At 40.7% G+C, this 24,698-nt stretch carries 24 protein-coding genes and 2 pseudogenes; 18 read left to right on the top strand and 8 right to left on the bottom strand.

The window, feature by feature from the left end; all coding sequences use genetic code 11:
- Positions 1-21: 21 nt before the first annotated feature.
- From NQ550_RS23100 to NQ550_RS18645, 3 genes and pseudogenes are all read right to left on the bottom strand, one after another.
- Positions 22-213, bottom strand: a pseudogene (locus NQ550_RS23100) (IS1634 family transposase); the annotation flags it as partial.
- 88 nt (positions 214-301) lie between these two features.
- Positions 302-424 carry a hypothetical protein gene (locus NQ550_RS18650; protein ID WP_259838393.1) on the bottom strand — a complete coding sequence of 41 codons (123 nt, stop codon included), beginning with the start codon at positions 422-424 and terminating at the stop codon, positions 302-304.
- Between the two features lie 142 nt (positions 425-566).
- Positions 567-872, bottom strand: a pseudogene (locus NQ550_RS18645) (IS1634 family transposase); the annotation flags it as partial.
- A 347-nt stretch (positions 873-1,219) separates the two neighbouring features.
- Here NQ550_RS18645 and NQ550_RS18640 point away from each other — a divergent pair.
- From NQ550_RS18640 to NQ550_RS18560, 17 genes are all read left to right on the top strand, one after another.
- A complete protein-coding gene (locus NQ550_RS18640; RefSeq protein ID WP_025577717.1) occupies positions 1,220-1,942 on the top strand; it encodes a GntR family transcriptional regulator in 723 nt (240 codons plus the stop codon).
- 269 nt (positions 1,943-2,211) lie between these two features.
- A complete protein-coding gene (locus NQ550_RS18635) occupies positions 2,212-3,783 on the top strand; it encodes an amidohydrolase family protein (RefSeq protein ID WP_025577718.1) in 1,572 nt (523 codons plus the stop codon).
- A 35-nt stretch (positions 3,784-3,818) separates the two neighbouring features.
- The gene (locus tag NQ550_RS18630) at positions 3,819-5,240 is read left to right on the top strand and encodes a YfcC family protein (RefSeq protein WP_025577720.1); all 1,422 of its coding nucleotides are present in this window, start codon (positions 3,819-3,821) and stop codon (positions 5,238-5,240) included.
- A gap of 43 nt (positions 5,241-5,283) precedes the next feature.
- On the top strand, positions 5,284-6,255 hold the full coding sequence (locus NQ550_RS18625; protein ID WP_025577721.1) for an SIS domain-containing protein: 972 nt from the start codon (positions 5,284-5,286) through the stop codon (positions 6,253-6,255).
- Between the two features lie 59 nt (positions 6,256-6,314).
- Positions 6,315-7,175, top strand: a complete 861-nt coding sequence (locus NQ550_RS18620) for a PfkB family carbohydrate kinase (RefSeq protein ID WP_025577722.1) — start codon at positions 6,315-6,317, stop codon at positions 7,173-7,175.
- A gap of 20 nt (positions 7,176-7,195) precedes the next feature.
- Complete coding sequence (locus tag NQ550_RS18615) at positions 7,196-8,305, top strand: SIS domain-containing protein (protein ID WP_081703191.1); 1,110 nt, start codon at positions 7,196-7,198, stop codon at positions 8,303-8,305.
- Between the two features lie 66 nt (positions 8,306-8,371).
- Positions 8,372-9,208, top strand: coding sequence for a sugar phosphate isomerase/epimerase family protein (locus NQ550_RS18610; protein WP_025577724.1), 837 nt, complete (start codon positions 8,372-8,374; stop codon positions 9,206-9,208).
- Positions 9,209-9,232: 24 nt separating this feature from the next.
- Positions 9,233-10,714: an ABC transporter permease subunit gene (locus NQ550_RS18605; protein WP_025577726.1), complete on the top strand. Its 1,482-nt coding sequence runs from the start codon at positions 9,233-9,235 to the stop codon at positions 10,712-10,714.
- The gene (locus NQ550_RS18600; protein WP_025577728.1) at positions 10,707-11,429 is read left to right on the top strand and encodes an amino acid ABC transporter ATP-binding protein; all 723 of its coding nucleotides are present in this window, start codon (positions 10,707-10,709) and stop codon (positions 11,427-11,429) included. Before NQ550_RS18605 ends, NQ550_RS18600 begins: the two co-directional genes overlap by 8 nt.
- 313 nt (positions 11,430-11,742) lie before the next feature.
- Positions 11,743-12,045: an urease subunit gamma gene (gene ureA / locus NQ550_RS18595; protein ID WP_008705098.1), complete on the top strand. Its 303-nt coding sequence runs from the start codon at positions 11,743-11,745 to the stop codon at positions 12,043-12,045.
- Positions 12,046-12,059: 14 nt separating this feature from the next.
- Positions 12,060-12,419 (top strand): urease subunit beta, encoded by a 360-nt coding sequence (gene ureB, locus NQ550_RS18590; protein WP_019163039.1) that lies wholly within the window; start codon positions 12,060-12,062, stop codon positions 12,417-12,419.
- A 12-nt stretch (positions 12,420-12,431) separates the two neighbouring features.
- A complete protein-coding gene (ureB, locus tag NQ550_RS18585; protein ID WP_025577732.1) occupies positions 12,432-14,153 on the top strand; it encodes an urease subunit beta in 1,722 nt (573 codons plus the stop codon).
- Positions 14,154-14,411: 258 nt separating this feature from the next.
- Entirely contained in the window at positions 14,412-14,918 is a 507-nt protein-coding gene (locus NQ550_RS18580) for an AmiS/UreI family transporter (RefSeq protein ID WP_008705095.1), read from the top strand.
- 80 nt (positions 14,919-14,998) lie between these two features.
- On the top strand, positions 14,999-15,475 hold the full coding sequence (locus NQ550_RS18575; RefSeq protein WP_020993181.1) for an urease accessory protein UreE: 477 nt from the start codon (positions 14,999-15,001) through the stop codon (positions 15,473-15,475).
- Positions 15,476-15,493: 18 nt separating this feature from the next.
- Positions 15,494-16,186, top strand: a complete 693-nt coding sequence (locus NQ550_RS18570) for an urease accessory protein UreF (RefSeq protein ID WP_008705090.1) — start codon at positions 15,494-15,496, stop codon at positions 16,184-16,186.
- Between the two features lie 152 nt (positions 16,187-16,338).
- The gene (ureG, locus tag NQ550_RS18565; protein ID WP_008705089.1) at positions 16,339-16,947 is read left to right on the top strand and encodes an urease accessory protein UreG; all 609 of its coding nucleotides are present in this window, start codon (positions 16,339-16,341) and stop codon (positions 16,945-16,947) included.
- Positions 16,948-16,959: 12 nt separating this feature from the next.
- Positions 16,960-17,820, top strand: coding sequence for an urease accessory protein UreD (locus NQ550_RS18560; protein WP_020993180.1), 861 nt, complete (start codon positions 16,960-16,962; stop codon positions 17,818-17,820).
- Between the two features lie 79 nt (positions 17,821-17,899).
- On the opposite strand, the gene NQ550_RS18555 is transcribed toward NQ550_RS18560, so the two are convergent.
- The 5 genes from NQ550_RS18555 to NQ550_RS18535 all read right to left on the bottom strand — a co-directional run bounded on the left by NQ550_RS18555 (position 17,900) and on the right by NQ550_RS18535 (position 23,502).
- Positions 17,900-20,545: an ABC transporter permease gene (locus NQ550_RS18555; RefSeq protein WP_025577738.1), complete on the bottom strand. Its 2,646-nt coding sequence runs from the start codon at positions 20,543-20,545 to the stop codon at positions 17,900-17,902.
- A 15-nt stretch (positions 20,546-20,560) separates the two neighbouring features.
- The gene (locus NQ550_RS18550; RefSeq protein WP_025577740.1) at positions 20,561-21,232 is read right to left on the bottom strand and encodes an ABC transporter ATP-binding protein; all 672 of its coding nucleotides are present in this window, start codon (positions 21,230-21,232) and stop codon (positions 20,561-20,563) included.
- A 135-nt stretch (positions 21,233-21,367) separates the two neighbouring features.
- Positions 21,368-22,177, bottom strand: a complete 810-nt coding sequence (locus NQ550_RS18545; RefSeq protein ID WP_330366401.1) for a sensor histidine kinase — start codon at positions 22,175-22,177, stop codon at positions 21,368-21,370.
- An 82-nt stretch (positions 22,178-22,259) separates the two neighbouring features.
- Positions 22,260-22,937, bottom strand: a complete 678-nt coding sequence (locus NQ550_RS18540; RefSeq protein WP_020993179.1) for a response regulator transcription factor — start codon at positions 22,935-22,937, stop codon at positions 22,260-22,262.
- Between the two features lie 205 nt (positions 22,938-23,142).
- Complete coding sequence (locus NQ550_RS18535) at positions 23,143-23,502, bottom strand: arsenate reductase family protein (protein WP_025577743.1); 360 nt, start codon at positions 23,500-23,502, stop codon at positions 23,143-23,145.
- A 316-nt stretch (positions 23,503-23,818) separates the two neighbouring features.
- Between NQ550_RS18535 and NQ550_RS18530 the strand changes: the two genes are divergently transcribed.
- Positions 23,819-24,670 (top strand): hypothetical protein, encoded by an 852-nt coding sequence (locus tag NQ550_RS18530; RefSeq protein ID WP_144137355.1) that lies wholly within the window; start codon positions 23,819-23,821, stop codon positions 24,668-24,670.
- The last annotated feature ends 28 nt before the right edge of the window (positions 24,671-24,698 follow it).

The raw sequence follows: 24,698 nt of genomic DNA, 5'->3' as shown, positions 1-24,698 counted from the left end.
GTATTTTATTCCCGGCCTTTTCATCGTTCTTAGTTTATCCAAGATCGTTTCGTAGCTGATGGCATTTTCCAGGTCTCTTTCAAGGTAACGATATATCACTAATGCAAGGAAACAGATAAGGAAATGGGCTTTTATGCGTATATCGTCTTGAAGAAAAAATGGTTTTGTTTCAAAATCAGTTTTCATTATACGGAAACATTTCTCGATTTCCCATATGTCGATATTTTAGAAATGCCGATAAATTTTCTATAAGATTCCATGCCTGACCCAATGTCAGGCACAAGTAATGAACTATCGGCATTTATTTCAATCCACAAAGCCGCTTGATAGTATCTTCGTCATTGGCATACTTGAACATCACATCATCCTTAAAGATGGAACTGTCACTATCGCTAAGTTTATACCGTGTCTTCATCATCAACATCGCTTATCTCATAGATTGTCTCATACTCATCAAATGAAATACTATAATAATGACTGATTACGTCTCTATAGTGAGAAATGCCGATATATTTACAAAGTCTTATAAATCCAATATTTCAGAAAGTCAAAAATCGGCATTTCTAAAATATCGGCATAATATTCCAACGACCTTCGCTGACTTTTAAGATATCTTTTACGTCATCGTCTAAGAGGTCTGTAGTTACTGCATACATCCCATCATATAAGGCTTCCTGTTCGATCTTTTCTGTGTCCAGATAATTGTGGATCTTTGCAGTTTCTCCATCTTCAGTTGCTGCGACTTTCCCTATGAATCGAGCAGGATCATTCGGATTCCTACGTTCCTTCTTTATCGTACCGGTGCTGAGCATTTTTTCAGCACGTTCTATCTGGGCATCTCAAACGGATTTCTGATATCTTGCATACTGTGGTTTTAAAGAAGTTTGTTTATTTGCATTTCCCTTATTGTTAATATAGCTTTTGGCAATATAAAAGGATTCCGAATTTTTTGATTTTGATGTAGTTACTTTCATGGAAAATCCCTCTACACACTTCTGAAAATAATGCTATATAATACTATAAAATAAAGCAAAAAATTTGACATAAAAAAGCAGGTACCATAAGGACTGCAAGCATTTTTTCTTATATTCAACTGTCAAACTCCCGTGTTCACTGACAATGTCGGATTCTGATTTTTTTCTGACAGTTTTTTGCGATTTTCTAAGAAATATGATATAATATAACATTATATAATGTTTGCATATGGAAGGAGTCATCAATGAGTTTGGATAAAAAATCACAGTTACCATTATATGCTCAGTTAATGAAAGAGATAAAAGATCAGATTCGAAAGGGAACATATAAGGAGGGAGATCAGATTCCCACAGAAGGAGAATTATCCACTGCCTATCAGGTCAGCAGGATTACAGTACGCAGAACAATTGAAGAGTTATGCTCTCAGGGATTTCTTGTAAAAAGACAGGGAAAAGGAACTTTTGTGGAAATACCCAAAATATATCGTAAAATAGAAAATGATAACAACATGAGTTTTTCAGAAGCGTGTCGTTCAAATGGAAGAAAGCCGTCTTCACATATCATTTCCTGTCATATTACGGAAATGCAGGAATGGCAGCAGGATTTTTTTAAACCTGAACATACTAAGATATATCATATAGAACGAATTTTGTCAGCCGATAACTTGCCGATTATTTATGAACATATTTATATTCCAACCGATTTTCTGCCGGATTTTCAGGTGGAAAAGCTGGAAAATGGATCTCTTACACGTCTTCTCAGTAAAGAATATCATATGAAAGAATCTGAAAAAGCGAGAAGTACAGTAGAAGTCAGTACAGTTTCTCAACCAGTGTCAGGATACCTTAGAATGAATGAAGGAGAACCGGTTATGATTCTGGCAAGCTATATTAATAATGAAAAAGAAGAACCTTTATATATCAGTTATGAAATTATTGCTGGTTCACGTTACAAAATTTCTATATAAACAACGAAAATGTAATATTAATAGATGGTGAAGAACCGTTTAAACACGAAAGGTTATATTAAACAAAAAGAAGGATTTCAAATCTTGTTTTCAGCACAGAAATATACTTTGAAAATGAGAAACGGAAATCCTTTTTTTGTGTGTTATAGACAAAAAAATAAAGAATAAAATATCAAGAATTCACAAAGTTATGATTTGACCAAAAGATCATATTGTATTATGACGTTATATGATGATATAATACAAACCAAGAAAGGAGGACGTGATAAATGAAAAAAAGATTTTCAAAAGTGATTATTGCAAAACATCTTTTTGACGGTATAAATGAGAAAGATTACGAAGGATATCTGTGTTTAAGTGGAAATCATATTGTCGAAAAAAAAGCAGGAAAACCTGAAAAAGATATTTTGGATCAGGCACAGGAAGTTCTTAATTTCAGGGATGAACTGGTTATGCCGGGAATTACAGATACTCATACATTTTTTACCGGATATGCAATTTATCATGTAGGAGCAGATTTTTCGAAAGTGACAGATAATGAAGAGGGATGCTGTATTCTGAGAAAATATGAGCAGAAGAAACATCCGAAGGGAGCATTACTGGGTCATGGATGGAATCCGGAGATGTGGGACAGGCAGAACGGAGAAGAAATGCTGGAAGAGAAATTTCCAAATAAAGCGGTGATCATTTTTTCGGCAGATCGTTCCTGTTGTATTATGAATCAGAAAGCCAGAAATATTTATCAGTTTTCGGCAGAAACATGTTATCCGGAAAGCTATTACCGCATCATGAGAGAATATCTGAATGACCGGGAATTTATTAAAAAGGAATTTTCAGATTATACGAAAATGATGAATTCCAGAGGGGTAACTACTGTAAAGGAAATGGGATTTGATGACTTTTATGGATTTACAGATTATCTTAAGGAACTGGAAGATTCTGATGATCTTAATCTGAGAACCTTCTTTATGTCACAGCCTGTAGGTGAAGGAATGAATCTTGTTTATGCCCGCAGAATGAGAGAGCAGTTTACAGGAAATAAGATTCGTTTCAGTGGTTTTAACCGGATGACTGATGGTACGATTGCTTCTTATAAGGGTGATTTAAAAGAGCCATATGAAAATCAGGATTTCTGCTGTAAAGATCCGGTTCCATATGAAGAAATTGAAAAAGACGTTCTTGCAGCAGATGCAGAAGATTTCAGATGGTCTTTACATGCACAGGGAGATGGTGCAGTAGGAAAAATTACAGAAATTTATCAGAAATGCAAGAAGGTTCAGGGAAAGCTGAAAAACAGACATGCAATTACAGATATGGAGTTTACAGATCCAAAAGATCTGAAAATCCTTGGTCGGATTGGGGTAACAGCAGAATTATATTTTCAGATTATGTCACTGGATCCGGCAGATGTGCTGATTAATAATATTAAACAGACGATAGGTGCAGAGCGTGGAAAATATTACTGGAACCGCCGTAAAATGCAAGACAGTGGAATGAATTTAAGTGGTGCCACAGATTTACCGTTACTGCTTACCAGTATACCGGAATCTATCTATTATTCCTGTGGAGGATACATGGATGGACGTGCTGAGGCATTTCAATCGGAAAATACTCTTACTGTACCGGAACTTCTGAAAGCATGGACAATCGGTGGACAGAAAAATCTGGGTATGGAAGAAGTGCTTGGAACGTTAGAAGAAGGGAAACTGGCAGATATTACTGTGTTTGACAGAAATTTACTTGAAATTGATCCGGTAGATGCCAAGGATGCAAGGGTTGTAATGACAATCATGGACGGAAGAACCGTTTTTACAGAAAAAAGTCAGACAGAAAAAAATTGATCTGACAGAAAACAATAAGAAAAGGGGAAGGTAAAATGGAAGAAAAGAAAAAATTCAAACTTCATATGCCACATGTGCTCACATTGATTTTTTTTCTGATCATTGTAGTGGCAATACTTACATGGATTCTTCCAAGTGGTGAGTTTGAACGAAAGGTAGTGGAAACTTCTGCAGGAGAAAGAAGTGTAGCAGTAGCAGGAACTTATCATTCGGTAGATAAAGTTCTTGAAGATGGAACAAATTTAAGACAGGGAATTGCTCAGGTACTTATGGCACCTGGAAAAGGAATTCAACAGATGGTAGAGGTTCTTGCATTTGTCTTTATTATCGGCGGTGTATTTCAGATTATGGCCAAGACTAATGCACTGAATATGGGAATTCAGAAGATTGTGAAAAAACTTGGAGCAAAAGAAATTCTGATCATACCGATTCTAATGGTTCTTTTTGGATTAGGTGGAAGTACCTTTGGAATGTCAGATGAGTTGATTCCATTTTATTTGTTGATCATGCCAATTATGTTTGCAATGGGATATGATTCCATGACTACTTTTATGACAGTCTGCTTATCTGCAACAGTTGGTTATGCTGCATCTACAGTAAATCCGTTTTGTGTATTGATTGCACAGGGCATTGCCGGGATTCAGGGAAATCCACAGCTGGTATTTAGAATGCTCCAGTTTGCGATTATGATGGCTTTGGTTATTGCTTTTGTAACCTGGAGAGCATTTAAGATTAAGAAAAATCCTGAAAAGTCTATTACGTATCAGGATGATCTGATCAAGAAAAAAGAAATGAATACGGATATTGATTTTAATCAGGAAATGACAATTCGTCAGAAGTTGGTGCTCCTCACTTTTGTGATCGGAATGGTCATAGTGGTAGTAGGACTTGTAAAAAATGGCTGGTATATGAATGAATTATCCATGTGCTTTCTGGGAATGGGAATCCTCATGGGAATCTTTGGTGGTATGAATGAAACAGAAATAGCAGAAGAGTTTATCAATGGTGTAAAGGATATTGCATTTGCAGCTATGGTAATTGGCTTTTGCAGTGGAATCATGGTAATTGCGCAGGATGGGATGATTATTGATACTATTTTAAATGCATTAAGTGGACTGGTAGAAAAATCCAATAATGTTGTTTTCTCAGCAGTGATGTATGTGGTTCAGTCTTTATTGACATTGTTAGTACCGTCCTCCTCAGGACTGGCAGCATTATCTATGCCAATCATGGCACCTTTATGTGACCTTCATGGTGTAAATCCGGAAGCGGCAGTTACAGCTTTACAGTATGGAAATCAGTTGACAAATCTTATGAGTCCGGTAGCAGGAACAACAGTAGCAGGGCTTGCAATCTGCAAGATTTCATTTGGACAATGGTGGAAAACTATCTGGAAAATGTTTTTGATCATGGCGGTTATAGCAATTGTATTCTGTACAATTTCAGCAGGATTATAGAAAACTATAAAATAAAAAATATAAATAAAAGGAGATTATTAAAATGAACAGACCAGAAGAATTAATCAAAAAAATCTATGAAGAGCAGGGACAGATTAATGATGTATTTTTTACAGCATGTGGAGGTTCTTTAGTAGATCTTTATCCAGGATTCTATTTTATCAATGCAGAATCAGAAACTATGCATTCTCATTGGCTTACAGCAAAAGAGTTGATTGTATCCCCATCCAAATTTCTGAAAAAGGGAGCACTTGTAATTCTTTGCTCTCATGGTGGTAATACAAATGAAACTGTAAATGCAGCGAAACTTGCCAAAGAACGTGGTGCAGCAGTGATTACTATGACACATAATCCAAATTCTATCTGTGCACAGGAAGATATGAATCCAGTCGTATATAGCTGGGAAGATGATACAAATGAAAAAGAAAGACCACAGGGAATTGTAATGCGTGTTCTTAATGAACTGATGAAGTTACAGGAGCCATCTTATACAAAATATGAAGCTGTACTGGATGGACTTGAAAAAGCTGACGGTATTGTCCGTGCAGCAGTAAAGAAAGTACAGAACCGTACATGGGTATTTGCTGAGAAATATTTTGAAGAGCCGTTCCTTTATATTATGGGCTCTGGTGCTTCTTATTCACAGGCATATGGTTTCTCTATCTGTTCTCTTCAGGAAATGCAGTGGATGGATTGCTGCTATCTGCATTCCGGCGAATATTTCCATGGACCATTCGAGTGCACAGATGAAGACCATCTCTACATTCTTCTTATGGGAACAGGTGCAGCCAGAGTTATGGATGAACGAGCACTTACTTTCCTGAAAAAATATGGAAAGAAATATGAAGTAATTGATGCTAAGGAACTGGGAATTGATGCAATTGACGAAAGCGTAAATGAATATTTCTGCCCAATGGTATTCTATGCAATGTCAGTAGCATATCGTACAGGTTTACAGGACAAGAGAAGACATCCTCTTGATATGAGAAGATACATGGGTGTTGTAGAATATTAATATTCTTTCGTAACAAGTCTGGCAGATATGAATCTGCCAGATAAAAAAGGAGAAGAAAAATGGTAAAGTATAATACAAAAGTATTGGGATTTGGTGATAATGTAGTTGATCTGTATGAACATTCTCATATGATGTATCCAGGCGGGAATTGTGTAAATCTGTGTGCATATTCCAAAATGTTTGGTGTAGAGAGAGCTGCATATATGGGATATTTTGGAAGTGATGACATTGCAGAATTTGTAATTTCAGTATTAAATGAACTTGGAATTGAAACTGTAAAGTGCAAACAGTTGGTAGGAGAAAACGGATGGTCTAAATGTACACTTCGTGATGGAGACCGTATATTTGGGGATTATAATGAAGGTGGAGTAAGAGGAAAGACTCCGTATATTCTTGACCGTTTTGACCTTGAATATATGAAAGAATTTGATTTTGTGCATACGGGAAATTATTGCTATACAGAATCACAGCTGAAAGTTATGAAAGAGGCTGGTATAAAAATTTCCTTCGATTTTTCTGATGACTCTTCCAAAGAATATTATGAAAAATATGCACCATACATTACATATGCATTTTGTTCCTTTGACGGAGATGATGAAGCAGCAAAAGAACATCTGAAATTTATTCATTCCCTGGGACCGGAGCTGGTATCTCTTACCAGAGGTTCTAAAGGCTGCATTATGTATGATGGTGAACAGTTTTATACACAGCCGGCAACACTTATTGACAATGTGGTAGATACAATGGGTGCCGGAGATTCTTTTCTGACCTCTTTTATGGATTGTTATATTGATCAGCTGAAAAGAGGAACTGACAGACAGGAAGCAATCCGTACTTCTTTAAAAGAAGCTTCTAAATTTGCAGCACATGTATGTACACTCAATGGTGCTTTTGGATACGGAAAACCATACGAGGATTAGAAATATAATATATAGAGTGAATGACAAAGAGGAGAAAATATATGCTGTACCATGGAAATGCAATGGATTACATATATGAGACTCCTGATATCCTGCAATACATATTGGAAAATAAGAAGGAAATTCTTGAGGACAGCAACAGAGTGCTGAAAGATAAGAAAATATCAGAAATTTACCTGACAGGTTCAGGATCTTCTTATAATGCAGCAGTAGCTGTAGCCGATTTTGCAAAGAAATTACTGGGTATACGGGTTACACCTGTATACCCAGTAATGCTTATAGAGGATTATGAATTTATTTCAAAAAGCGCAGTGGTAACAGGAATTTCACAACAAGGAACCAGTGCAGCAGTCATAAAGGCACTGGACGATGTTAGAGAGCGCGGTATTGCCACAATTTCAATGACCGGTGAATATGATACGGAAATTACCAGACATGCAGATGCTAACATATATATTGAATGTGGTTATGAAGATGCTGGTGCAACAACCAAAGGTTTTACGGCAACAGTATTGACTTTGATGATATGGATTATTGATACTGCCGAAAGCATTGGAAGGATTACAGAAAAAGAAACTGAAAACTATAAAAAGCGAATAGATGTTGTAATAAAGAATATGAAAAATATTCTGCAGATAAGCAAACTCTGGTGCTCAGAAATATCAGAGAAACTAAAAGATAATGAAGATATGATACTTATTTCCGGTAATAAAATGAAGAGTTTGCTACTGGAGGGAATATTAAAATTTTCTGAGACCTGCAGATTTCCGGTGAGGGGATATGAGGCAGAAGAATTTATGCATGGTATGTATAATGCTGTCACTTCAAAAACTAACTTTTTATATATTTTTCCACCTAATGGTTATGAAAGAAATCGAATGGAAAAATTGTTCGATTATTATACAAAGCAGGGTTACTGTTTATTTGGGATTAATTCCAAACAGGTAGATGAAAATATAAAATATATACTGAACTGTAAATTTACAGACGATCCTGAGTTTTCAATTCTGGAATATATTCTGCCTGTACAAATGTTGTTTGTTATGACATCACGGGCAAGAAAGATAGATTTGAATATTCCGTCAGATCCTGATTTTCATAGATATATGGGTAGTAAACTGGAAAAATAGGAAAGTGAAATTATATGGGTATTATTGAGCTGTGAACAGGTAACAGAAGAAAGCATGGAGGATAAAATGGAGAAATTAATCAACAGAGAACAATTGGCAGGTATGAATATTCATTATTTATTTTATTCATTGGAATATTTTCTTGATGCACAAAAAGAAGCCGGATTTAAAACAATTGAGTTATGGCCTGGAACACCGCATTTCTTTTTAAGCTATATAGAATATTCTGACTGTAAACATGTCAGAAAACTTCTTGATGAAAGAGATTTGACTGTGAAGGTGATTACACCGGAAAATTGTACATACCAATATCAGTTCGCTGCACAGGAAAAAGAGCAGTTTGAAAAAAGTATGGCATATTTTAAGAAAGCTCTGGATGCCGGTGAAGAATTGGGTGTAGAAACAATGGCAATCAATTCAGGATGGGGATATTGGAATGAAGACAGGGAGGAAGCCTGGAAACGTTCAAGGGAAATGCTGTCTGTTCTGGCAGAATATGCCAAAACAAAAAATATCCGACTGGCAATGGAATCTCTTCGCCCGCAGGAATCCAACCTTGCTACTACGGTATATGATGTAAAAAGAATGCTGGATGAAGTAGATCATCCAAATCTGAAAGCGATGATTGATACCACAGCAATGGGAGTTGCCGGTGAAACAATTGATCAATGGTTTGATATACTTGGAGATGATATTATCCACATGCATTTTATTGATGGAAATCCTTATGGTCATCTGATTTGGGGGGATGGAACGCATAATCTTGAGGAGTTTCTGAAGGCAATCAATCGTCATGGATATAAGGGATATCTCGGACAGGAAATTACAGAATTTGACTATTTTAAAGATCCGGCTAGGGCAGATAAACGGAATATGAAAGCATATGAAACATTTATACGCTAAAACTCATATTATAGGAGACCAGCTATGAGTGATAAAATGAGAATAAAAATTTTTTCATGCATCATGCTTACTCTGTTTTTCTTATGTGCATGTAGAACGCAGAGTGTCTATGCTAAGGAAAAGATAACTGTCGGAACGAATGCAGAATATGCACCGTTTGAATATCTGGACAGTGATGGAAATCTCACGGGTTTTGATTATGAACTTCTGGAAGCAATTGCCCAAGAAGAAAATCTGGAATTGGAATGGAAAGATATGCCCTTTGATTCTTTGGTTGGTTCTATGGAAACCGGAAATATTCAAATTATTGCGGCAGCGATAGGACCAACAAAAGAAAGGGAAAAAAGTGTAGATTTTTCGGATGTTTATTATACGGGATCCCAGAGTATTGTAAGCAGTCAGAAAACACCTTTGTATGATTTTGCTGGATTATCCGGGAAAAGAGTAGCAGTTTTGGAAGGATCCCAGAGTGATTTCATTGTATCCGGAGAGAATACAGATTATGGTGTTGTTGAAAATGCAACAGTTGTCCGCTTTAAGAACGCTGCAAGTGCAGTAATGGAACTGAAAAACGGAGGTGTAAATGCTGTCTTAATTGATACTATTATGGCAGAGATTTACTGCAGACAGAATGATGATATTGTTTATCAGAAAGTGGATGGAACGGAAGAGGATACAGTGTATTGTATTGAAAAAGGAAATGCAGAACTTTTAAATACAGTAAATAAGGGACTGAAAAAGTTAAAAGATAATGGAGAATATGACCAGATTTATGAAAAATTTTTCTCAGGAGAAAATGATACAACGCAAGTTCAGATAGCAGATAACACAGGAATAATTGGAACTTTCAAATTTATTTTTCTGCAGGATAACCGTTGGAAATATTACCTGAATGGACTACAGGTTACGCTCTTGGTTTCAATCATGTCAGTACTTTTGGGAACTGTGATTGGATTAATGGCAGCAATGATAAAATTGAATGCCGATCGTAAGAAAAAAGAAACTGTATTGTCGAGGATTATCCATATATATGTAGATGTGATTCGTGGAACCCCTTCGGTATTACAATTGATGATCGTGTATTTTGCTGTCTTTCATAGCCGGTTGGGATATGTGGCAGCAGTTGTGAGCTTCGGGATTAACAGTGGTGCCTACGTGTCTGAAGTGATACGTGCCGGAATTATGGCAGTTGATAAAGGACAGCAGGAAGCCGGAAGATCTCTGGGACTTGGATATAAAGATACAATGAGATTTATTATCATTCCACAGGCTTTAAAAAATATTCTGCCTGCAATGGGAAATGAATTTATACAGTTGATTAAGGAGACTTCCATTTTGGGATATGTAGGTATTATGGATCTTACCAAAGCTTCCAGTTATGTTTCATCAAGAACCTATCAGATGTTTATACCGTTGATAACTGCTGGAATTATGTATTATCTGATTGTGAAAATACTCTCTATATTTCTCGAAAAGATGGAAAGGAGAATGAGACAAAGTGATTAGTGTACATAATCTGAAAAAATCTTTTGGAAATGTGCAGGTTCTCAAGGGTATTAATATAGAGATACGAAAAGGTGAATGTGTCTGTATTATTGGCCCTTCAGGATCTGGAAAATCTACTTTTTTGAGATGCCTGAATCTTCTGGAGGTACCAGATGAAGGAGAAATTATTATAGAAGGGGAGAGCATTCTGGAAAAAAGGAAAGATATTGATAAATATCGAGAAAATGTAGGAATGGTATTTCAGCATTTTAATTTATTTCCAAATATGACAGTACTGAAAAATATAACTCTTGCACCTGTAAGATTAGGAAAATGGAAAAAAGAGGAAGCAGATGAAAAAGCAATAGGACTGTTAAAAAGAATTGGGTTGGAGAAGAAAGCACTATCTTATCCATCAAAGCTTTCCGGAGGTCAAAAACAAAGGGTTGCGATTATAAGAGCACTGGCTATGAACCCTGAAATTCTTTTATTTGATGAACCAACTTCAGCATTAGATCCTGAAATGGTAGGAGAAGTACTTGATGTAATGAAGAAATTGGCAGGAGAGGGAATTACAATGCTTATAGTTACCCATGAAATGGGATTCGCCAGAGAAGTGAGTGACAGGGTATTGTTTTTTGATCAGGGATCTATATTAGAAGACGGTTCTCCAGAAGAAGTATTTGAAAAGCCACAACATAAGAGAACGAAAGAATTTCTTGCGAAAGTTTTATAAAATTCGAGTTACAAAAAGAAGATAGTGTTATGGTTGGTGTAATGTAAAAAAAACAAAAAGTTCACAAAAAACATCTTGACCATCAAAGAAACACAAGTTATAATCCCCTATATAAAAATTTTCGTGCAAAGAGCAGACAATGGGGTCTGAGAAAGAATCCCATTGTCTGCTCTTTTTTGCGTACTACGAAGATTTTTGTTACTGTTCACACACCACTATCCCGCGAGGTGTTTTGGCTACGTTACGGAGAACGGAGTGAACAGTAACAGATTTTTGCATATTATAATCCGCACAATTCGAGAGGAGGAATATCATGAGGCTGAATCCCAAAGAACAGGAAAAATTAATGCTTCATATGGCAGGAAATCTTGCAAAAGAGAGAAAGGAAAGAGGTCTGAAACTGAATTACGTGGAGGCACTTGCGTATATCAGTTCTGAACTCCTGGAGCTTGCAAGAGATGGTAAAACAGTAGTAGAGCTGATGCAGCTTGGAACCAAGATTCTTACAAAGGATGACGTAATGGACGGTGTTGCTGATATGATCGGTGAAGTCCAGGTAGAAGCAACATTCCCGGATGGAACCAAGCTTGTGACAGTACATAATCCAATTCAGTAAGGAGGAGAATGAGCATGAAGATCGGTGAAATTATGGCCGCAGATCGTGAGATCACACTTAATGAAGGCAAGAAAACAGTGACAGTAACAGTGGCAAACAAAGGCGACAGACCGGTTCAGGTCGGTTCTCATTTTCACTTCTTTGAAGTAAATAAATGCCTTTCTTTTGACAGGGAAAAAGCCTATGGATATCATCTGGACATTCCTTCAGGAACATCTGTAAGATTTGAGCCGGGTGAAGAAAAAGAGGTTCAGCTTACAGAAATGGGAGGCAGACAGAGAGTATTCGGACTGAATGATCTCACCCGCGCCCAGGCAACTGACGATACAAAAGCAGCATCCATGGAAACTGCGAAATTAAAAGGATTTCTGTAAGGAGGGACAACAATGAGTACAAAAATTTCCGGAAGCAAATATGCGGCAATGTATGGCCCGACTACAGGAGATAAGGTACGTCTGGCAGATACAAGCCTTGTGATCGAGGTAGAAAAAGATTATACAACCTATGGAGACGAAGTAAAGTTCGGCGGCGGCAAGACAATCCGTGACGGTATGGGACAGTCTGTAAAAACCTGCAGTAAAGACGGAGATCTGGATCTGGTAATTACCAATGCATTGATCGTAGACTCTACAGGAATCGTAAAAGCAGATATCGGTATCAAAGACGGCAAGATTGCAGGAATCGGTAAAGCCGGAAACCCGGACATCATGGATGGTGTGACACCCGGAATGACAGTGGGCGCATCTACAGAAGCACTTGCAGGAGAGGGAATGATCGTAACTGCAGGTGGAATTGATACCCATATCCATTTCATCAGTCCGCAGCAGATCGACTGTGCATTATACAGCGGTGTAACTACTATGATCGGTGGTGGTACAGGCCCTGCAGACGGTACAAATGCGACTACCTGTACACCTGGACCATGGAACTTAAAAATGATGTTAAAGGCAACCGAGGAATACCCGATGAACTTAGGCTTCCTTGGAAAAGGTAACTGCTCAGACGAAGCTCCTCTCATTGAGCAGGTTAGGGCCGGAGCTATGGGACTGAAGATCCATGAGGACTGGGGCGCAACACCGGCAGTTATCAATCACTGTCTGAATGTGGCAGATGAATATGATGTACAGGTTGCCATCCATACAGACACATTAAATGAAGGTGGATGTGTGGAAGATACACTTGCAGCTATCGGCGGCAGAACCATCCATACTTATCATACAGAGGGTGCAGGCGGTGGACATGCACCGGATATCATCCGCGCAGCAGCAGCTCCGAACGTACTGCCATCCTCCACAAACCCTACAATGCCATATACAGTAAACACCCTGGATGAGCATCTGGATATGCTGATGGTCTGCCATCATCTTGACAAGAGAATCCCGGAAGATGTTGCATTTGCAGATTCCCGAATCCGTCCTGAGACAATCGCAGCAGAGGATGTTCTTCATGATATGGGTATCTTCAGTATGATGAGCTCTGACTCTCAGGCTATGGGACGTGTAGGTGAGGTTATCACACGTACCTGGCAGACAGCAAGTAAGATGAAAGATGAGAGAGGTGCACTTCCGGAAGATGCAGGACATGACAATGACAACTTCCGTGTAAAACGTTATATCTCCAAATATACCATCAACCCGGCAATCACACACGGTATTTCACAGTATGTGGGCTCTGTGGAAGAAGGTAAATTCGCAGACCTCGTTCTCTGGAATCCTGTATTCTTTGGCGCAAAACCGGATATTATCATCAAAGGCGGTATGATCATTGCATCTAAGATGGGCGATGCAAATGCATCCATTCCGACTACACAGCCGGTTCTCTATCAGCCAATGTTTGCTGCACATGGAAAAGCTAAGAATGAAGCCTGCCTGACCTTTGTATCCCAGGCTGCCATGGATGAAAATGTAAAAGAGAAATACGGTCTTGAGAAAACTGTAGTACCTGTAAAGGGATGCAGAAATATAAGCAAAAAAGATATGGTATTTAACGACAGAACACCGGAACTGACTGTAGATCCGGAGACATATAAGGTTACTGTTGACGGCGAAGAGATCACTTCCAAACCGGCAGAGAAACTTCCGCTGACACAGCTTTACAGTCTGTTCTAAACAACTTTAAACCATTACATTCTGGTTATCTGATCATAAAAATGATATTCGCAGGACTGTTATTTATGGAGTTTTGTGAGAACTTTTATAAGAACTTACCAAACAATATAATGACAGTCCTGTCAGTATAAAATTCTGATTTTTATATGAAAATAAGCTGGATTTATTCATCTTGTTATGCGTGTTGAATAAAAGTATTTCCACTTACGAAATATAAACAGAAAAATATACTGAAGAAGCAGGAGAGGAGAGAATATTATGTTAGGAGTTTGTCTTTTATTCGTAGGAATCGTACTGATCAACAATGGTATGTGTTCTTTATACAATGTAGACGGAAAATCAACCGCCATTATGAACATCTTTACAGGTGGTCTTTCTTTATTTATTAACTTTGTCAATCTGGTGCAGGGCAATTATTATGCAGCAGGAACAGGACTGCTGTTCTGTTTTACCTATCTTTTCGTAGCCCTGAGTAAATTCCTGAAAGCAAGCCCTATCCCATTTGCATGGTTTTCTACTTTTGTAGCCATCAATGCGGTGATCTTCGGTACAATCGAGGGATTTACAGGAAGCACTGCACTGGGAATCACACCGGATCTGCGTTGGGCAGCAATCTGGTATCTGTGGGCAATTCTCTGGGGAACTGCTTTCGTAGAAGATATCTGCGGAAAAAAACTGGGAAAATTCGTTCCATATCTTCAGGTATTTGAAGGAATCGTAACTGCATGGGTTCCTGGAGTTATGATGCTACTTCAGATTTGGTAAGAACACAATCAATAAACCTTATCAATTGGAGAACAGGTGGTATTAATAAAACATAAAGCAGATTCTGGAGGTTGAAAATAATGCTGTGTGAACAGGTTTTAGGAAAGCTTCATGATTTTGATATTACAGGAAAAACAATAGAATATGTAGATATCGAATGGCACGAAGCATTTAAGAAAATACATAAAAAAATAACAGACAAAGGAACAGAAGTGGGAATCCGCATGGACGATTCCATTCTCGCCAGAGGTCTGTATCAGGATGATGTGATCTATGCAGATAATGAGAAGCTTGTAGTGGTAAACACACCGCCATGCGAAGTTATCCGTGTTTCTCTGACTCCCGGACATGAGAAAATGTCTGCAAAGGTCTGCTATGAAATCGGAAACAGACACGCACCGCTTTTCTGGGGAGAGAATGATACGTTTATCACGATCTATAATGAGCCAATGCTTGTTATGCTTCAGAAAATCCATGGAGTTCAGGCAGAGAAAGAAGTGTTGAAGCTGGACTTTGACAAGAGAATTTCTGCAAGTATTCATAATCATCATCATTAATAACAACGGAGGTTCTTCATGTCAGAAAAACAGTTCTATCTTCTACAGGTAAATGATGCGCTGTTCCCTATCGGAGGATATTCCCACTCCCAGGGACTTGAGACTTATATTCAGCGTGGAATTGTCCATAATGTAGACACAGCCAGAGAGTACATCACTCACAAAATCAAATGGAATCTTGCGTATACAGAACTTCTGGCAGCCAGACTTGCATACGAAGCTGCAGAGAAAAAAGACCTGCAGGAACTTCTGTACTTGGAAGAACTTCTGGAAGCATCCAGAATTCCTATGGAACAGAGAGAAGCTGCCAGAAAAATGGGTTCCCGTTTTGCCAAGACCATTGAAAAGCTTGGACTTTCCATCAGCGAAACAGGGATTTTCAGAGAATATCTGGATGCAAGAAAGGGAAAAGCAGTAAATCATTGCTGTATTTACGGAGTTTTCTGTGCAGAAATGCAGATTCCTCTGGAAGAGGCGCTGACACATTATCTATATGCCCAGACATCTGCAATCGTCACCAACTGCGTAAAAACAATCCCCCTCAGCCAGACATCCGGGCAGCAGCTTCTGAGCGGATGCTATGGGGAATTTGATGAGATATTAAAGGATGTCATGAACAGAAGTGAGGAGGACTTATGTCTCTCTGCACCTGGATTTGATATCAGAGGAATCCAGCATGAGAAGTTGTATTCCAGGCTATATATGTCGTAGCTTGAATTTGGTATTAGTTTATTCCAGGCTCAAGCGTGGATAGAAACAGAATCATGTGTATAATATGAAATCTTCAAAAATAATATGTGGAAAGTCAGTAAACAGATTATAAGAAGCTATCAACAAGTAAAGTAGAAAAGAGGAAATCGGTTATGTCATACGTAAAAATCGGAGTTGCCGGACCTGTGGGTTCCGGAAAAACAGCACTTATTGAAGCACTGTCAAGAAAGATGGCAAAGGATTACAGCATTGGTGTCATCACAAATGATATCTACACAAAAGAAGACGCCCAGTTCCTTGCAAAGAACAGCGTTCTTCCTGTAGAGAGGATCATTGGTGTAGAGACAGGCGGATGCCCTCACACAGCCATACGTGAAGACGCTTCCATGAATCTGGAAGCAGTAGATGAGATGATGGAACGCTTCCCTGATATTGAACTTCTTTTTATCGAAAGCGGCGGAGATAACCTGTCTGCAACATTCAGTCCGGAGCTGGTAGATGCAACCATCTTCGTCATTGATGTAGCAGAAGGAGATAAGATTCCGCGTAAAGGCGGTCCTGGAATCACACGTTCTGATCTTCTTGTAATTAATAAGATAGACTTGGCTCCATATGTAGGTGCAAGTCTTGAAGTAATGGAAAGAGATTCCAAAAAAATGCGTGGTGACAGACCATTCCAGTTTACAAATATCCGCGGAGATGAGAACGTAGATAAAGTGGTAGAGTGGATCAAGAAAAACGTACTCCTGGAAGGAATGTAAAGGAAAATGCCTATGGATAACAAATTCGGAAAAATATCCCGCATCAGCGCCTGCGCAGCCTTAAAAGACGGAAGGACTATTCTGGAAGATCTGTCTTTTACAGCACCATACAAGATCATGATGCCTTTCGAAAAAGAAAACGGTGGGATCCAGATCATGCCGCTCTGTGCTTCCGCAGGAATTATGGCAGGCGATTCCCAGGAATTTTCCTATCATGTAAAGGAAGGCGCAGACCTGGAAGTCCTGTCCCAGTCCTTTGAGAAAATCCACAAAATGGACGAAGGCTCAGCCGCCCGAACCATTGAAGTGCAGGTAGACAAAAACGCCACATTATATTACTATCCACAGCCGGTGATTCCTTTCGCACAGTCAGCCTTTGACAGCAAGATGACTATCCATCTGGAAGACGAAACCTCCCGTTTATTCCTGCTGGAGATCATCTCCTGTGGTCGAAACGCTCATGACGAACGTTTTCAGTACCGCAGATTCTCCTCAAAAGTCCTGTTGTACAGAGGAGACAAACTGATTTATCGTGATAATACCAGCTACGAACCGGACAAAATGCCCATGGAAGGAATCGGAATGTACGAGGGCTACACACATATGGCAAACCTGTTTCTTTCTAAGATCTGCAGCAGAGATGGTGAAAGTTGCAGTCAGGAATCCGGGAGTGTAAAGTCAGCAGATTCAGCAATCAATCTGGAACTTCAGGAAAAAATCTGGCAGATCCTTGATGAAGATTCGGAAATAGATGGAGGCGTTACCCGTCTCACAACCGGAGATCTGGCGTTGAGAATCTTCGGTTATCGTGCTCAGAAACTGCAGCAGGTAGCGGAAAAAATCAAGAAATTATACGAAAAAGAACAAATATAAAAAATGGCGGGAAATCCCGCCATTTTTTGTGCTGATGTATAGAATTATGTCGCTGAGGCGACCCGCCGCAGGCGGAGAATCATTGAGCATCCCTTAATTGCTCTACAACGCTGCATTTCGCTGCGTTGTCATACATCATGCAAGGAATCAGCCACCCCAGCAGAAGAAATACCGGAATTGTCAGCAGGACAGGCAGAATGGTGAATTGATACTCAAAGAACCAGAACATACTGCCCAGCATTTTTCCTGCAAGAGGTCCCACCGCCAGCGACAGAATAAAGGCCACTGCTACGGAGGACATTGCGTAAAACAATCCCTCGTAGATCAGCATGGTTTTGAGCTGCCGGTTCGTCATTCCTACAGCCTGAAGCACAGCAAATTCACGGCGGCGGGAAAGAATACCGGTCATCATGGCGTTGAAGAAATTTAAGAGTCCCACCAGCCCGATGATAGCACAGAGGATACCACCTATCAGAAGGAACATCTGCCGGAACTGAGCAAATTCAGAGCGAGCCGTGGCCTTGCTTTCATACATCAAGGGCGAAAACTCACCGGCAGTGAGCTTCGATAGATATTGCTCTGCTTCGGCCTCGTCCGCTTCGTCCGCTGTGTCGAACAGGTAGAGCATCGGAATGGCTGCACCACCGCTGTCCCTCTGTGCGGTGTCCACAGACAAAACTGCATCATAGCCAACGCCGCTATAACGATAACTCATGGAATTCGGAAGTTCTACCAAGGCGCAGACCGTGTACTCTACATCTCTGGCTCCATACAGTTTTTTCTGACGGTACTCCTCCGGTGTATCTTCGGTGCGGAGTTCTCCGGTGCGGCTGTCGATATATTTCACATCATCCGCATAGGTAGCCGTGATCGTGTCTCCCACCTTGGGGTAGTATTCAGGATTGAGCAGATTACCGTAGTCATCTAAGGAAACCGCAATGGCAATGGCGTTATTGTCCGGCTCCAGCATAGGAGAAATATCTCCGTCGAGCACTTGCAGCTTGTCAAACAGACTGTTATCCAGAGCCTCGATTCTGGTATCTCCCATCACCATATTGCCCCGGTGCTCCATGCGGCTCATATGGGTGTCCAACTGCTCGGCGCTTTCGTACCTTGCATAGTCCTGCCGCAGAGCATCCTCCGTCATCCACAGATATGCGGGTTTTCGCACAGCATATCCCGTGCCGGAAAGACTGGCCTTTGTGTTTGCTGCGATCTCTCCGATCTGTTCCGGCGTGATGAATTCATCTGCTGGGTTATAACGAAAATAGTCGGGAGTGCTGACGATAAAATCGGCGCAGGTCATGGCGGATACATACTTCTCCATGCTGAAGCCGCCCACAAAGGCACACAGCGCATTGAACAGTGTCACCGACAGTGCCAGAGACAACACCACCAGTACCGTCTTTTTCTTGTTTCGTACCAGATTGGCAAAGGCCATCTGATGGAGCTTTGCTCCTCGGATGCTGCGCCGTTTTTTCTTGGTCTGCATCACATCCGTATATTTGGTAGCCTCCACCGGAGAGACCTTGGCTGCCATTTTTCCGGGCTTGGAACAGGACAAAAGCACCGTCAACAAGGCGAACAGCATAGAACCAAGGAAGATCACAGGCGAAGTGCTGATGGTGGTGATGCCTGTATTCAACTGGATGGAGTGCAAGACAACAGGCATCAAAACAGCGCCGATGCCGTAGCCCAGCAGCAGCCCCGCCGGAATGCCGATCAGACAAAGCAGAAGTGCCTGCTGGCGAATGATGCGTTTGAGCTGCCGGGGCGTTGTGCCAATGGTTTTCAGAAGTCCGTAAAACCGGATATCCCCCGCAACAGAGATCTGAAAAATGTTATAGATGATAAGATACCCCGTGAAAATCACCAGCAGCAAAAAAGCTGCTATGGCGATCATCAGCTCTGGATCGAGCTGCGATTCCAGCTGGGATGAGGTATATCCCCAGTTGACGCCGATCCGGACGCTGTTGGGATCAGTATAGCTGTCCCATGTGTAGCCAAGATCGGTATCCACCTGCTCCATCTGCCCTTGAATGTTTGTGCCGGAGGTCAGCATGACATTCAAATCGGTGCGGAAAGGCTGTAAACCTGTTTTCACTGCCTGCGCTTCGATGTCATCTGCGTAATCACGGCTGATGTTGATGTAATGAACAGGCATTAGTTCATCATAGTCCCAATAGCCCACCAGCGTAAAGGTATCTGTTACAGTAAAGGCGGTTTGATCCTTGTCCGTAATGGAATAGGAAACCGTGACCTCGGCGCCCAGCTCCGGCGTTACGCCAAGCAGCTGCAACGCTGCCGTATCCATGGCTACCTCTTTGCCGCTTTCGGGCATCCGTCCGGTAGTAGGGGTGGCATAGCTCCATTTAGTGCAGTTGGCATCCATGTAGCTGATCTCTGCCGGTATTTTGGCAAAGACCCCCTCCGCAGTGATACCGATTACCTTCCGTGCCCCCGTAGCCTTTACCTTTGGGTGGGCAGCGATGCGTTCCGCCTGCTCGGGGGAAACATCCTTAAAGGTGCCATGCGCATAGCCGCCTACCTGCCGAAACTGGTAGGTTTCATAGCTGGCGTTCAACGACAAGACAATGGTGAACATGGAGGTAAATAGCAGCGTGGTCAGCGCAATGGCAAAAATAGCGATCAGATTGCGGCGACGGTTCGCATAAAGAGATTTTAAGCTGAGCTTTCGAATACATTTTCTGTTTTTGACATTCATCGTAGCCACCTCCCGTTAGTTCTGGGAGACGATCCGACCATCTTCGATACGGATAATGCGGTCTGCCATCTGCGCAATTTCTTCGTTGTGAGTGATCATTACGATTGTCTGGGCGAACTTTTGACTGGTGACTTTCAAAAGGCTCAATACATCCTGGCTGGTTTTGGAATCCAGATTGCCGGTGGGTTCATCTGCCAGAATGATAGCGGGTGCTGCCGCCAGCGCACGGGCAATGGCTACTCGCTGCTGTTGACCGCCTGAGAGCTGATTGGGCAGCGCATCCAGACGATCATCCAGCCCAAGTGTCTGTACAATCTGCTGTACGAAATCCTTATTGACCTTGCCACCGTCCAGCTCAATGGGTAGAACAATATTTTCATACACATTCAGCACCGGAACAAGATTATATGCTTGGAACACAAAGCCGATTTTCCTGCGGCGGAAGATGGTCAGCGCTTCCTCCCTCAGGGAGAAAATATCCTGTCCGTCCACCATGACCGTGCCACTTGTAGGGCGATCCAGCCCGCCCAGCATGTGCAGCAGCGTGGATTTGCCGGAGCCGGATGTGCCGACAATTGCAACAAATTCGCCCTTCTTTACACTTAAATCAACTCCATCCAACGCATGAACTGCGTTATTGCCGGAGCCATAAATCTTTCTCAGGTTTTTTGCCTGTAAAACTTCCATAAATGAGTACCTCCATGAAAAAATCTGTATGTATGAAAGGAAATGGTCCTTTGATACATACAGATTATCGCATAGGAATCTTTCCACATTCTTTCCGGCGGAAAATGAAATCTAACAGTTTTGATAGAATTGTTGTTATTTCGGCAGAAATATGGAAAACGTACTTCCTTTTCCCGGAACGGAAGCAACCTTGATATAACCGCCCTCTCCGGATATGATCTGTCGGGCAAGGTATAAGCCAATGCCGACCCCTTCTTGTTTCTGCACACTATTTGAGCGGTAAAAGCGAGCAAATATCTTCGCTTGCTCACTTTCCGAAATGCCTGTGCCAGTATCCGATATATCGATCCTTTCAAACAGTTCATAGCTTACAGCAGAAATCCTGATTGTGCCATGCTCTGTATATTTGATGGCATTGTCTACGATATTAGCCAGCGCTTCCGCTGTCCATTTGAAGTCGAATACAGCAAAAGCATTGGTATCTTGCAGTTGCAAAGACAATCCTTTTTCAGAAGCCTTGGCGGCATATTGTTCTACTACGCTTTCAAGCAGCGGCTGCAGCGCTGCTTGCTGAGGGGAGAGTGAAATGATCCCATTTTCCAGTCTGGAAAGCTTTACGAGAGAATCGATCAAAAATCGCAGCTTTTCCGATTGTTTGTACAATGCCTCCACATTTGCCTTCGTTGATGCAGGCAGAGTTTCCTCCATCAAAAGCTCGCTGTATAACAGCAGGTTTGCAATCGGCGTTTTTGTCTGGTGGGAGATGTCCGCAATCAAGGTTTTGATTTTGTCTTTTTCCTGCGCTACATTTCGATAAGATGCTTCTGCGGCGGAAAGATAGTGCGCAAACTTCGTTTCCAATGCAGACAGCTGGCTTTCATCAAAATTGGTTTCAGAAAAGGAACCGGTCATGGCAGCGTCCAGCATCCTTTCGATTTCTTCCATCGTTTTTCTGGCCTTTCTCCGCTCCCATAATACAACAGCTGCCGCCGCCAGAAAACACAGCAGTATGATCACAATGCCGGTTTTATTCATCTTTTATCACCCAGCTATAACCGATTCCATAGACGGTTTTAATGTACTTTTGTGCACCAAGCTTATCCCTCAGACGCTTGATTGTAACGGACAAAGCATTTTCATCCACATATTCTGCGCCATCTGTCCAGATCCGGTCGACAAGGTCTCCACGGGTCATGGTTCGACCACGATTTTCAACAAGCAGACGCAGTAATTTTTGTTCTGTTTTACTCAATTCCACTTTTGAATCTCCCACATAAAAGGTCATAGCCTCAAAGTCAAAGTGAAATAGATCAATATGGATCGATACATTTTTATGGTTTGACGCTTGCTTTCGCAGTTGGGTATTCACCCTTGCCCGCAAAACCGAAAGAGAAAAGGGCTTGGTAATGTAATCATCAGCGCCCCTCTCCAGTCCGTCTACGATGTCCAGATCGGTGTCATTGGCAGTCAGCAGAATAACAGGAACTCCGGGCATGTTTTCCTTGACTTCCCGGAGCAGCTCAAGCCCACTGCCATCTGGCAGATTGATATCCAACAGGATTAGGGATACACTACCGCAAAGCAATTGCTCTCTTGCCGCTTTTAGATCATGGCAGGATATAATCTGACGGTCATCTGCTTTCAATGCTTTACTTAAACCCTGATTCAACCCTATATCATCTTCAATAATCAATAATTGTTCCATGTATCTCACTCCTTCGTTATTCAAATGCCACCATCATTTCCTTGGGCAATTTTTTTCGTTTCGTTTTGGATTTCTGTTTCAGCCGGACAGCATGAATAGCACCTTCGGCAACCAGAAGTTCCCAGTCATATCTGGAGTTTTTGATTGTTCTGTTTTATGTGGCAAAGATTGATAAGAAAGCTATAAAAAAGAGGTTATGCGCACATCACATGTGCATAGCCTCGCTCCATTCTTTCTCCCTGAATCCGGTAAGTACAAAGTCATCTCCGATTACCAGAGGCCGTTTCACCAGCATTCCATCTGTAGCAAGGAGTTTCAGCTGCTCATCTTCAGACATATCTTTTAACTTATCTTTTAATCCCATTTCCTTATAGATCATTCCGCCTGTATTAAAGAATTTCTTCAGTGGAAGACCACTTTTTGCGTACCATTTCTTCAGTTCTTCGTAAGTAGGATTTTCTTCTTTAATAGCCCGTTCTTCATAATTGATATTGTGTTCGTCCAGCCATTTCAGGGCTTTCATGCAGGTACTGCATTTGCGGTAAACTAAAACTTTCATAGACATTCTCCTCGTATAGATTTATCGTAACTATTTACAGGTAATTACTTCCTCCATTATTGTTCCAGATAGATATATCATAAATTGGAAAGGGCGATTTTGCAAGAGAATGTTATGGAAGAATTGTAAGGTTCAGGTTTTCATGTTAATATATCCATATACAAAAGAAAAAACAGTTCCAGTTCCCCGGAGAGGAGAAATCATGCGTGATGAGACGAAGATGGACGTATATACGTCCGGAGTGACTGGCGCGGAGTATGATGCAGGAATGAAACAACTTATGAGCAATAAGGAGATTATCATTCCCATTTTGCAGATGACAGTGCCGGAGTTTAAAACGTGCTCACAGGAAGAAATTCTACAGTGCTTAGACATTTCTTCTATTACAAAAGATGATTTCGTAAGTGATATACCAAATGTAGAAAAGGATCTGAGATTAACAAAAGAAGACAGTGAACTCTCATCTCTTGTGGAGAAACTGGTGAGGTTTGATATTCGGTTTAAAATAATAAATCCAAAGTTATCTACAGAGAAAATAAGAGTGAATTTACATATTGATATGGAAGCGCAGAAAAGCTACCGTCCAAGTAATCCGTCATACCCTATATTAAAACGTGCAGTATATTATGTGGCCAGAGACCTTTCATCTCAGTTAAGTACTATTACGCAGACTACAGATTATTCAAAGTTGGAAAAATGTTATTCCATATGGATCTGTGCAGAGGATGTGCCAAAGAAACTGCAGAATACATTGACGGAATACTCTTTTTCGAAGAAGGATATTATAGGGGTAGCAGATGAACCTGAGGAGGATTATGATCTCTTAACAGTAATTATAATCCGACTGGGAAAAGAAACAGAAGAAAAAGGAATATTTGATTATCTGAAAGGGCTTTTTACTGGTGATATAAAGAGAATACAAAGATATTCACATATAGAATGGTCAGAACCATTTCAGGAGGAGGCGAGCAAAATGACAGGATTTGGAGATATGATTTATGAAAGAGGAATACAGCAAGGAATGCAACAAGGAATACAGCAAGGCCGTCATGAGGGAATGATTCTGGGGGCTCTCATGAGTGGAAAAACTCCAGAAGAAGTTTCGAAGATGTTGAACTTGCCTCTGGAAGAAATAAAAAAAGTTCAGGAACAGCAGATGACTGTGAACAAGTAGTGAAAGTAAATTACAGATATAAAATTAA

This window comes from Blautia wexlerae DSM 19850 (assembly GCF_025148125.1).
Lineage (GTDB): Bacteria > Bacillota > Clostridia > Lachnospirales > Lachnospiraceae > Blautia_A > Blautia_A wexlerae.
Note: the sequence above shows the minus strand (reverse complement) of the source record. Positions and strands in the feature narration are given on the sequence as shown.

Excerpts from the sequence above, each read along its gene's own strand:
- NQ550_RS18650 (WP_259838393.1), bottom strand. The coding sequence starts at position 424 with ATGTTGATGATGAAGACACGGTATAAACTTAGCGATAGTGACAGTTCC.
- NQ550_RS18640 (WP_025577717.1), top strand. The coding sequence starts at position 1,220 with ATGAGTTTGGATAAAAAATCACAGTTACCATTATATGCTCAGTTAATG.
- NQ550_RS18635 (WP_025577718.1), top strand. The coding sequence starts at position 2,212 with ATGAAAAAAAGATTTTCAAAAGTGATTATTGCAAAACATCTTTTTGAC.
- NQ550_RS18630 (WP_025577720.1), top strand. The coding sequence starts at position 3,819 with ATGGAAGAAAAGAAAAAATTCAAACTTCATATGCCACATGTGCTCACA.
- NQ550_RS18625 (WP_025577721.1), top strand. The coding sequence starts at position 5,284 with ATGAACAGACCAGAAGAATTAATCAAAAAAATCTATGAAGAGCAGGGA.
- NQ550_RS18620 (WP_025577722.1), top strand. The coding sequence starts at position 6,315 with ATGGTAAAGTATAATACAAAAGTATTGGGATTTGGTGATAATGTAGTT.
- NQ550_RS18615 (WP_081703191.1), top strand. The coding sequence starts at position 7,196 with ATGACAAAGAGGAGAAAATATATGCTGTACCATGGAAATGCAATGGAT.
- NQ550_RS18610 (WP_025577724.1), top strand. The coding sequence starts at position 8,372 with ATGGAGAAATTAATCAACAGAGAACAATTGGCAGGTATGAATATTCAT.
- NQ550_RS18605 (WP_025577726.1), top strand. The coding sequence starts at position 9,233 with ATGAGTGATAAAATGAGAATAAAAATTTTTTCATGCATCATGCTTACT.
- ureA (WP_008705098.1), top strand. The coding sequence starts at position 11,743 with ATGAGGCTGAATCCCAAAGAACAGGAAAAATTAATGCTTCATATGGCA.
- ureB (WP_019163039.1), top strand. The coding sequence starts at position 12,060 with ATGAAGATCGGTGAAATTATGGCCGCAGATCGTGAGATCACACTTAAT.
- ureB (WP_025577732.1), top strand. The coding sequence starts at position 12,432 with ATGAGTACAAAAATTTCCGGAAGCAAATATGCGGCAATGTATGGCCCG.
- NQ550_RS18580 (WP_008705095.1), top strand. The coding sequence starts at position 14,412 with ATGTTAGGAGTTTGTCTTTTATTCGTAGGAATCGTACTGATCAACAAT.
- NQ550_RS18575 (WP_020993181.1), top strand. The coding sequence starts at position 14,999 with ATGCTGTGTGAACAGGTTTTAGGAAAGCTTCATGATTTTGATATTACA.
- NQ550_RS18570 (WP_008705090.1), top strand. The coding sequence starts at position 15,494 with ATGTCAGAAAAACAGTTCTATCTTCTACAGGTAAATGATGCGCTGTTC.
- ureG (WP_008705089.1), top strand. The coding sequence starts at position 16,339 with ATGTCATACGTAAAAATCGGAGTTGCCGGACCTGTGGGTTCCGGAAAA.
- NQ550_RS18560 (WP_020993180.1), top strand. The coding sequence starts at position 16,960 with ATGGATAACAAATTCGGAAAAATATCCCGCATCAGCGCCTGCGCAGCC.
- NQ550_RS18555 (WP_025577738.1), bottom strand. The coding sequence starts at position 20,545 with ATGAATGTCAAAAACAGAAAATGTATTCGAAAGCTCAGCTTAAAATCT.
- NQ550_RS18550 (WP_025577740.1), bottom strand. The coding sequence starts at position 21,232 with ATGGAAGTTTTACAGGCAAAAAACCTGAGAAAGATTTATGGCTCCGGC.
- NQ550_RS18545 (WP_330366401.1), bottom strand. The coding sequence starts at position 22,177 with ATGGAAGAAATCGAAAGGATGCTGGACGCTGCCATGACCGGTTCCTTT.
- NQ550_RS18540 (WP_020993179.1), bottom strand. The coding sequence starts at position 22,937 with ATGGAACAATTATTGATTATTGAAGATGATATAGGGTTGAATCAGGGT.
- NQ550_RS18535 (WP_025577743.1), bottom strand. The coding sequence starts at position 23,502 with ATGTCTATGAAAGTTTTAGTTTACCGCAAATGCAGTACCTGCATGAAA.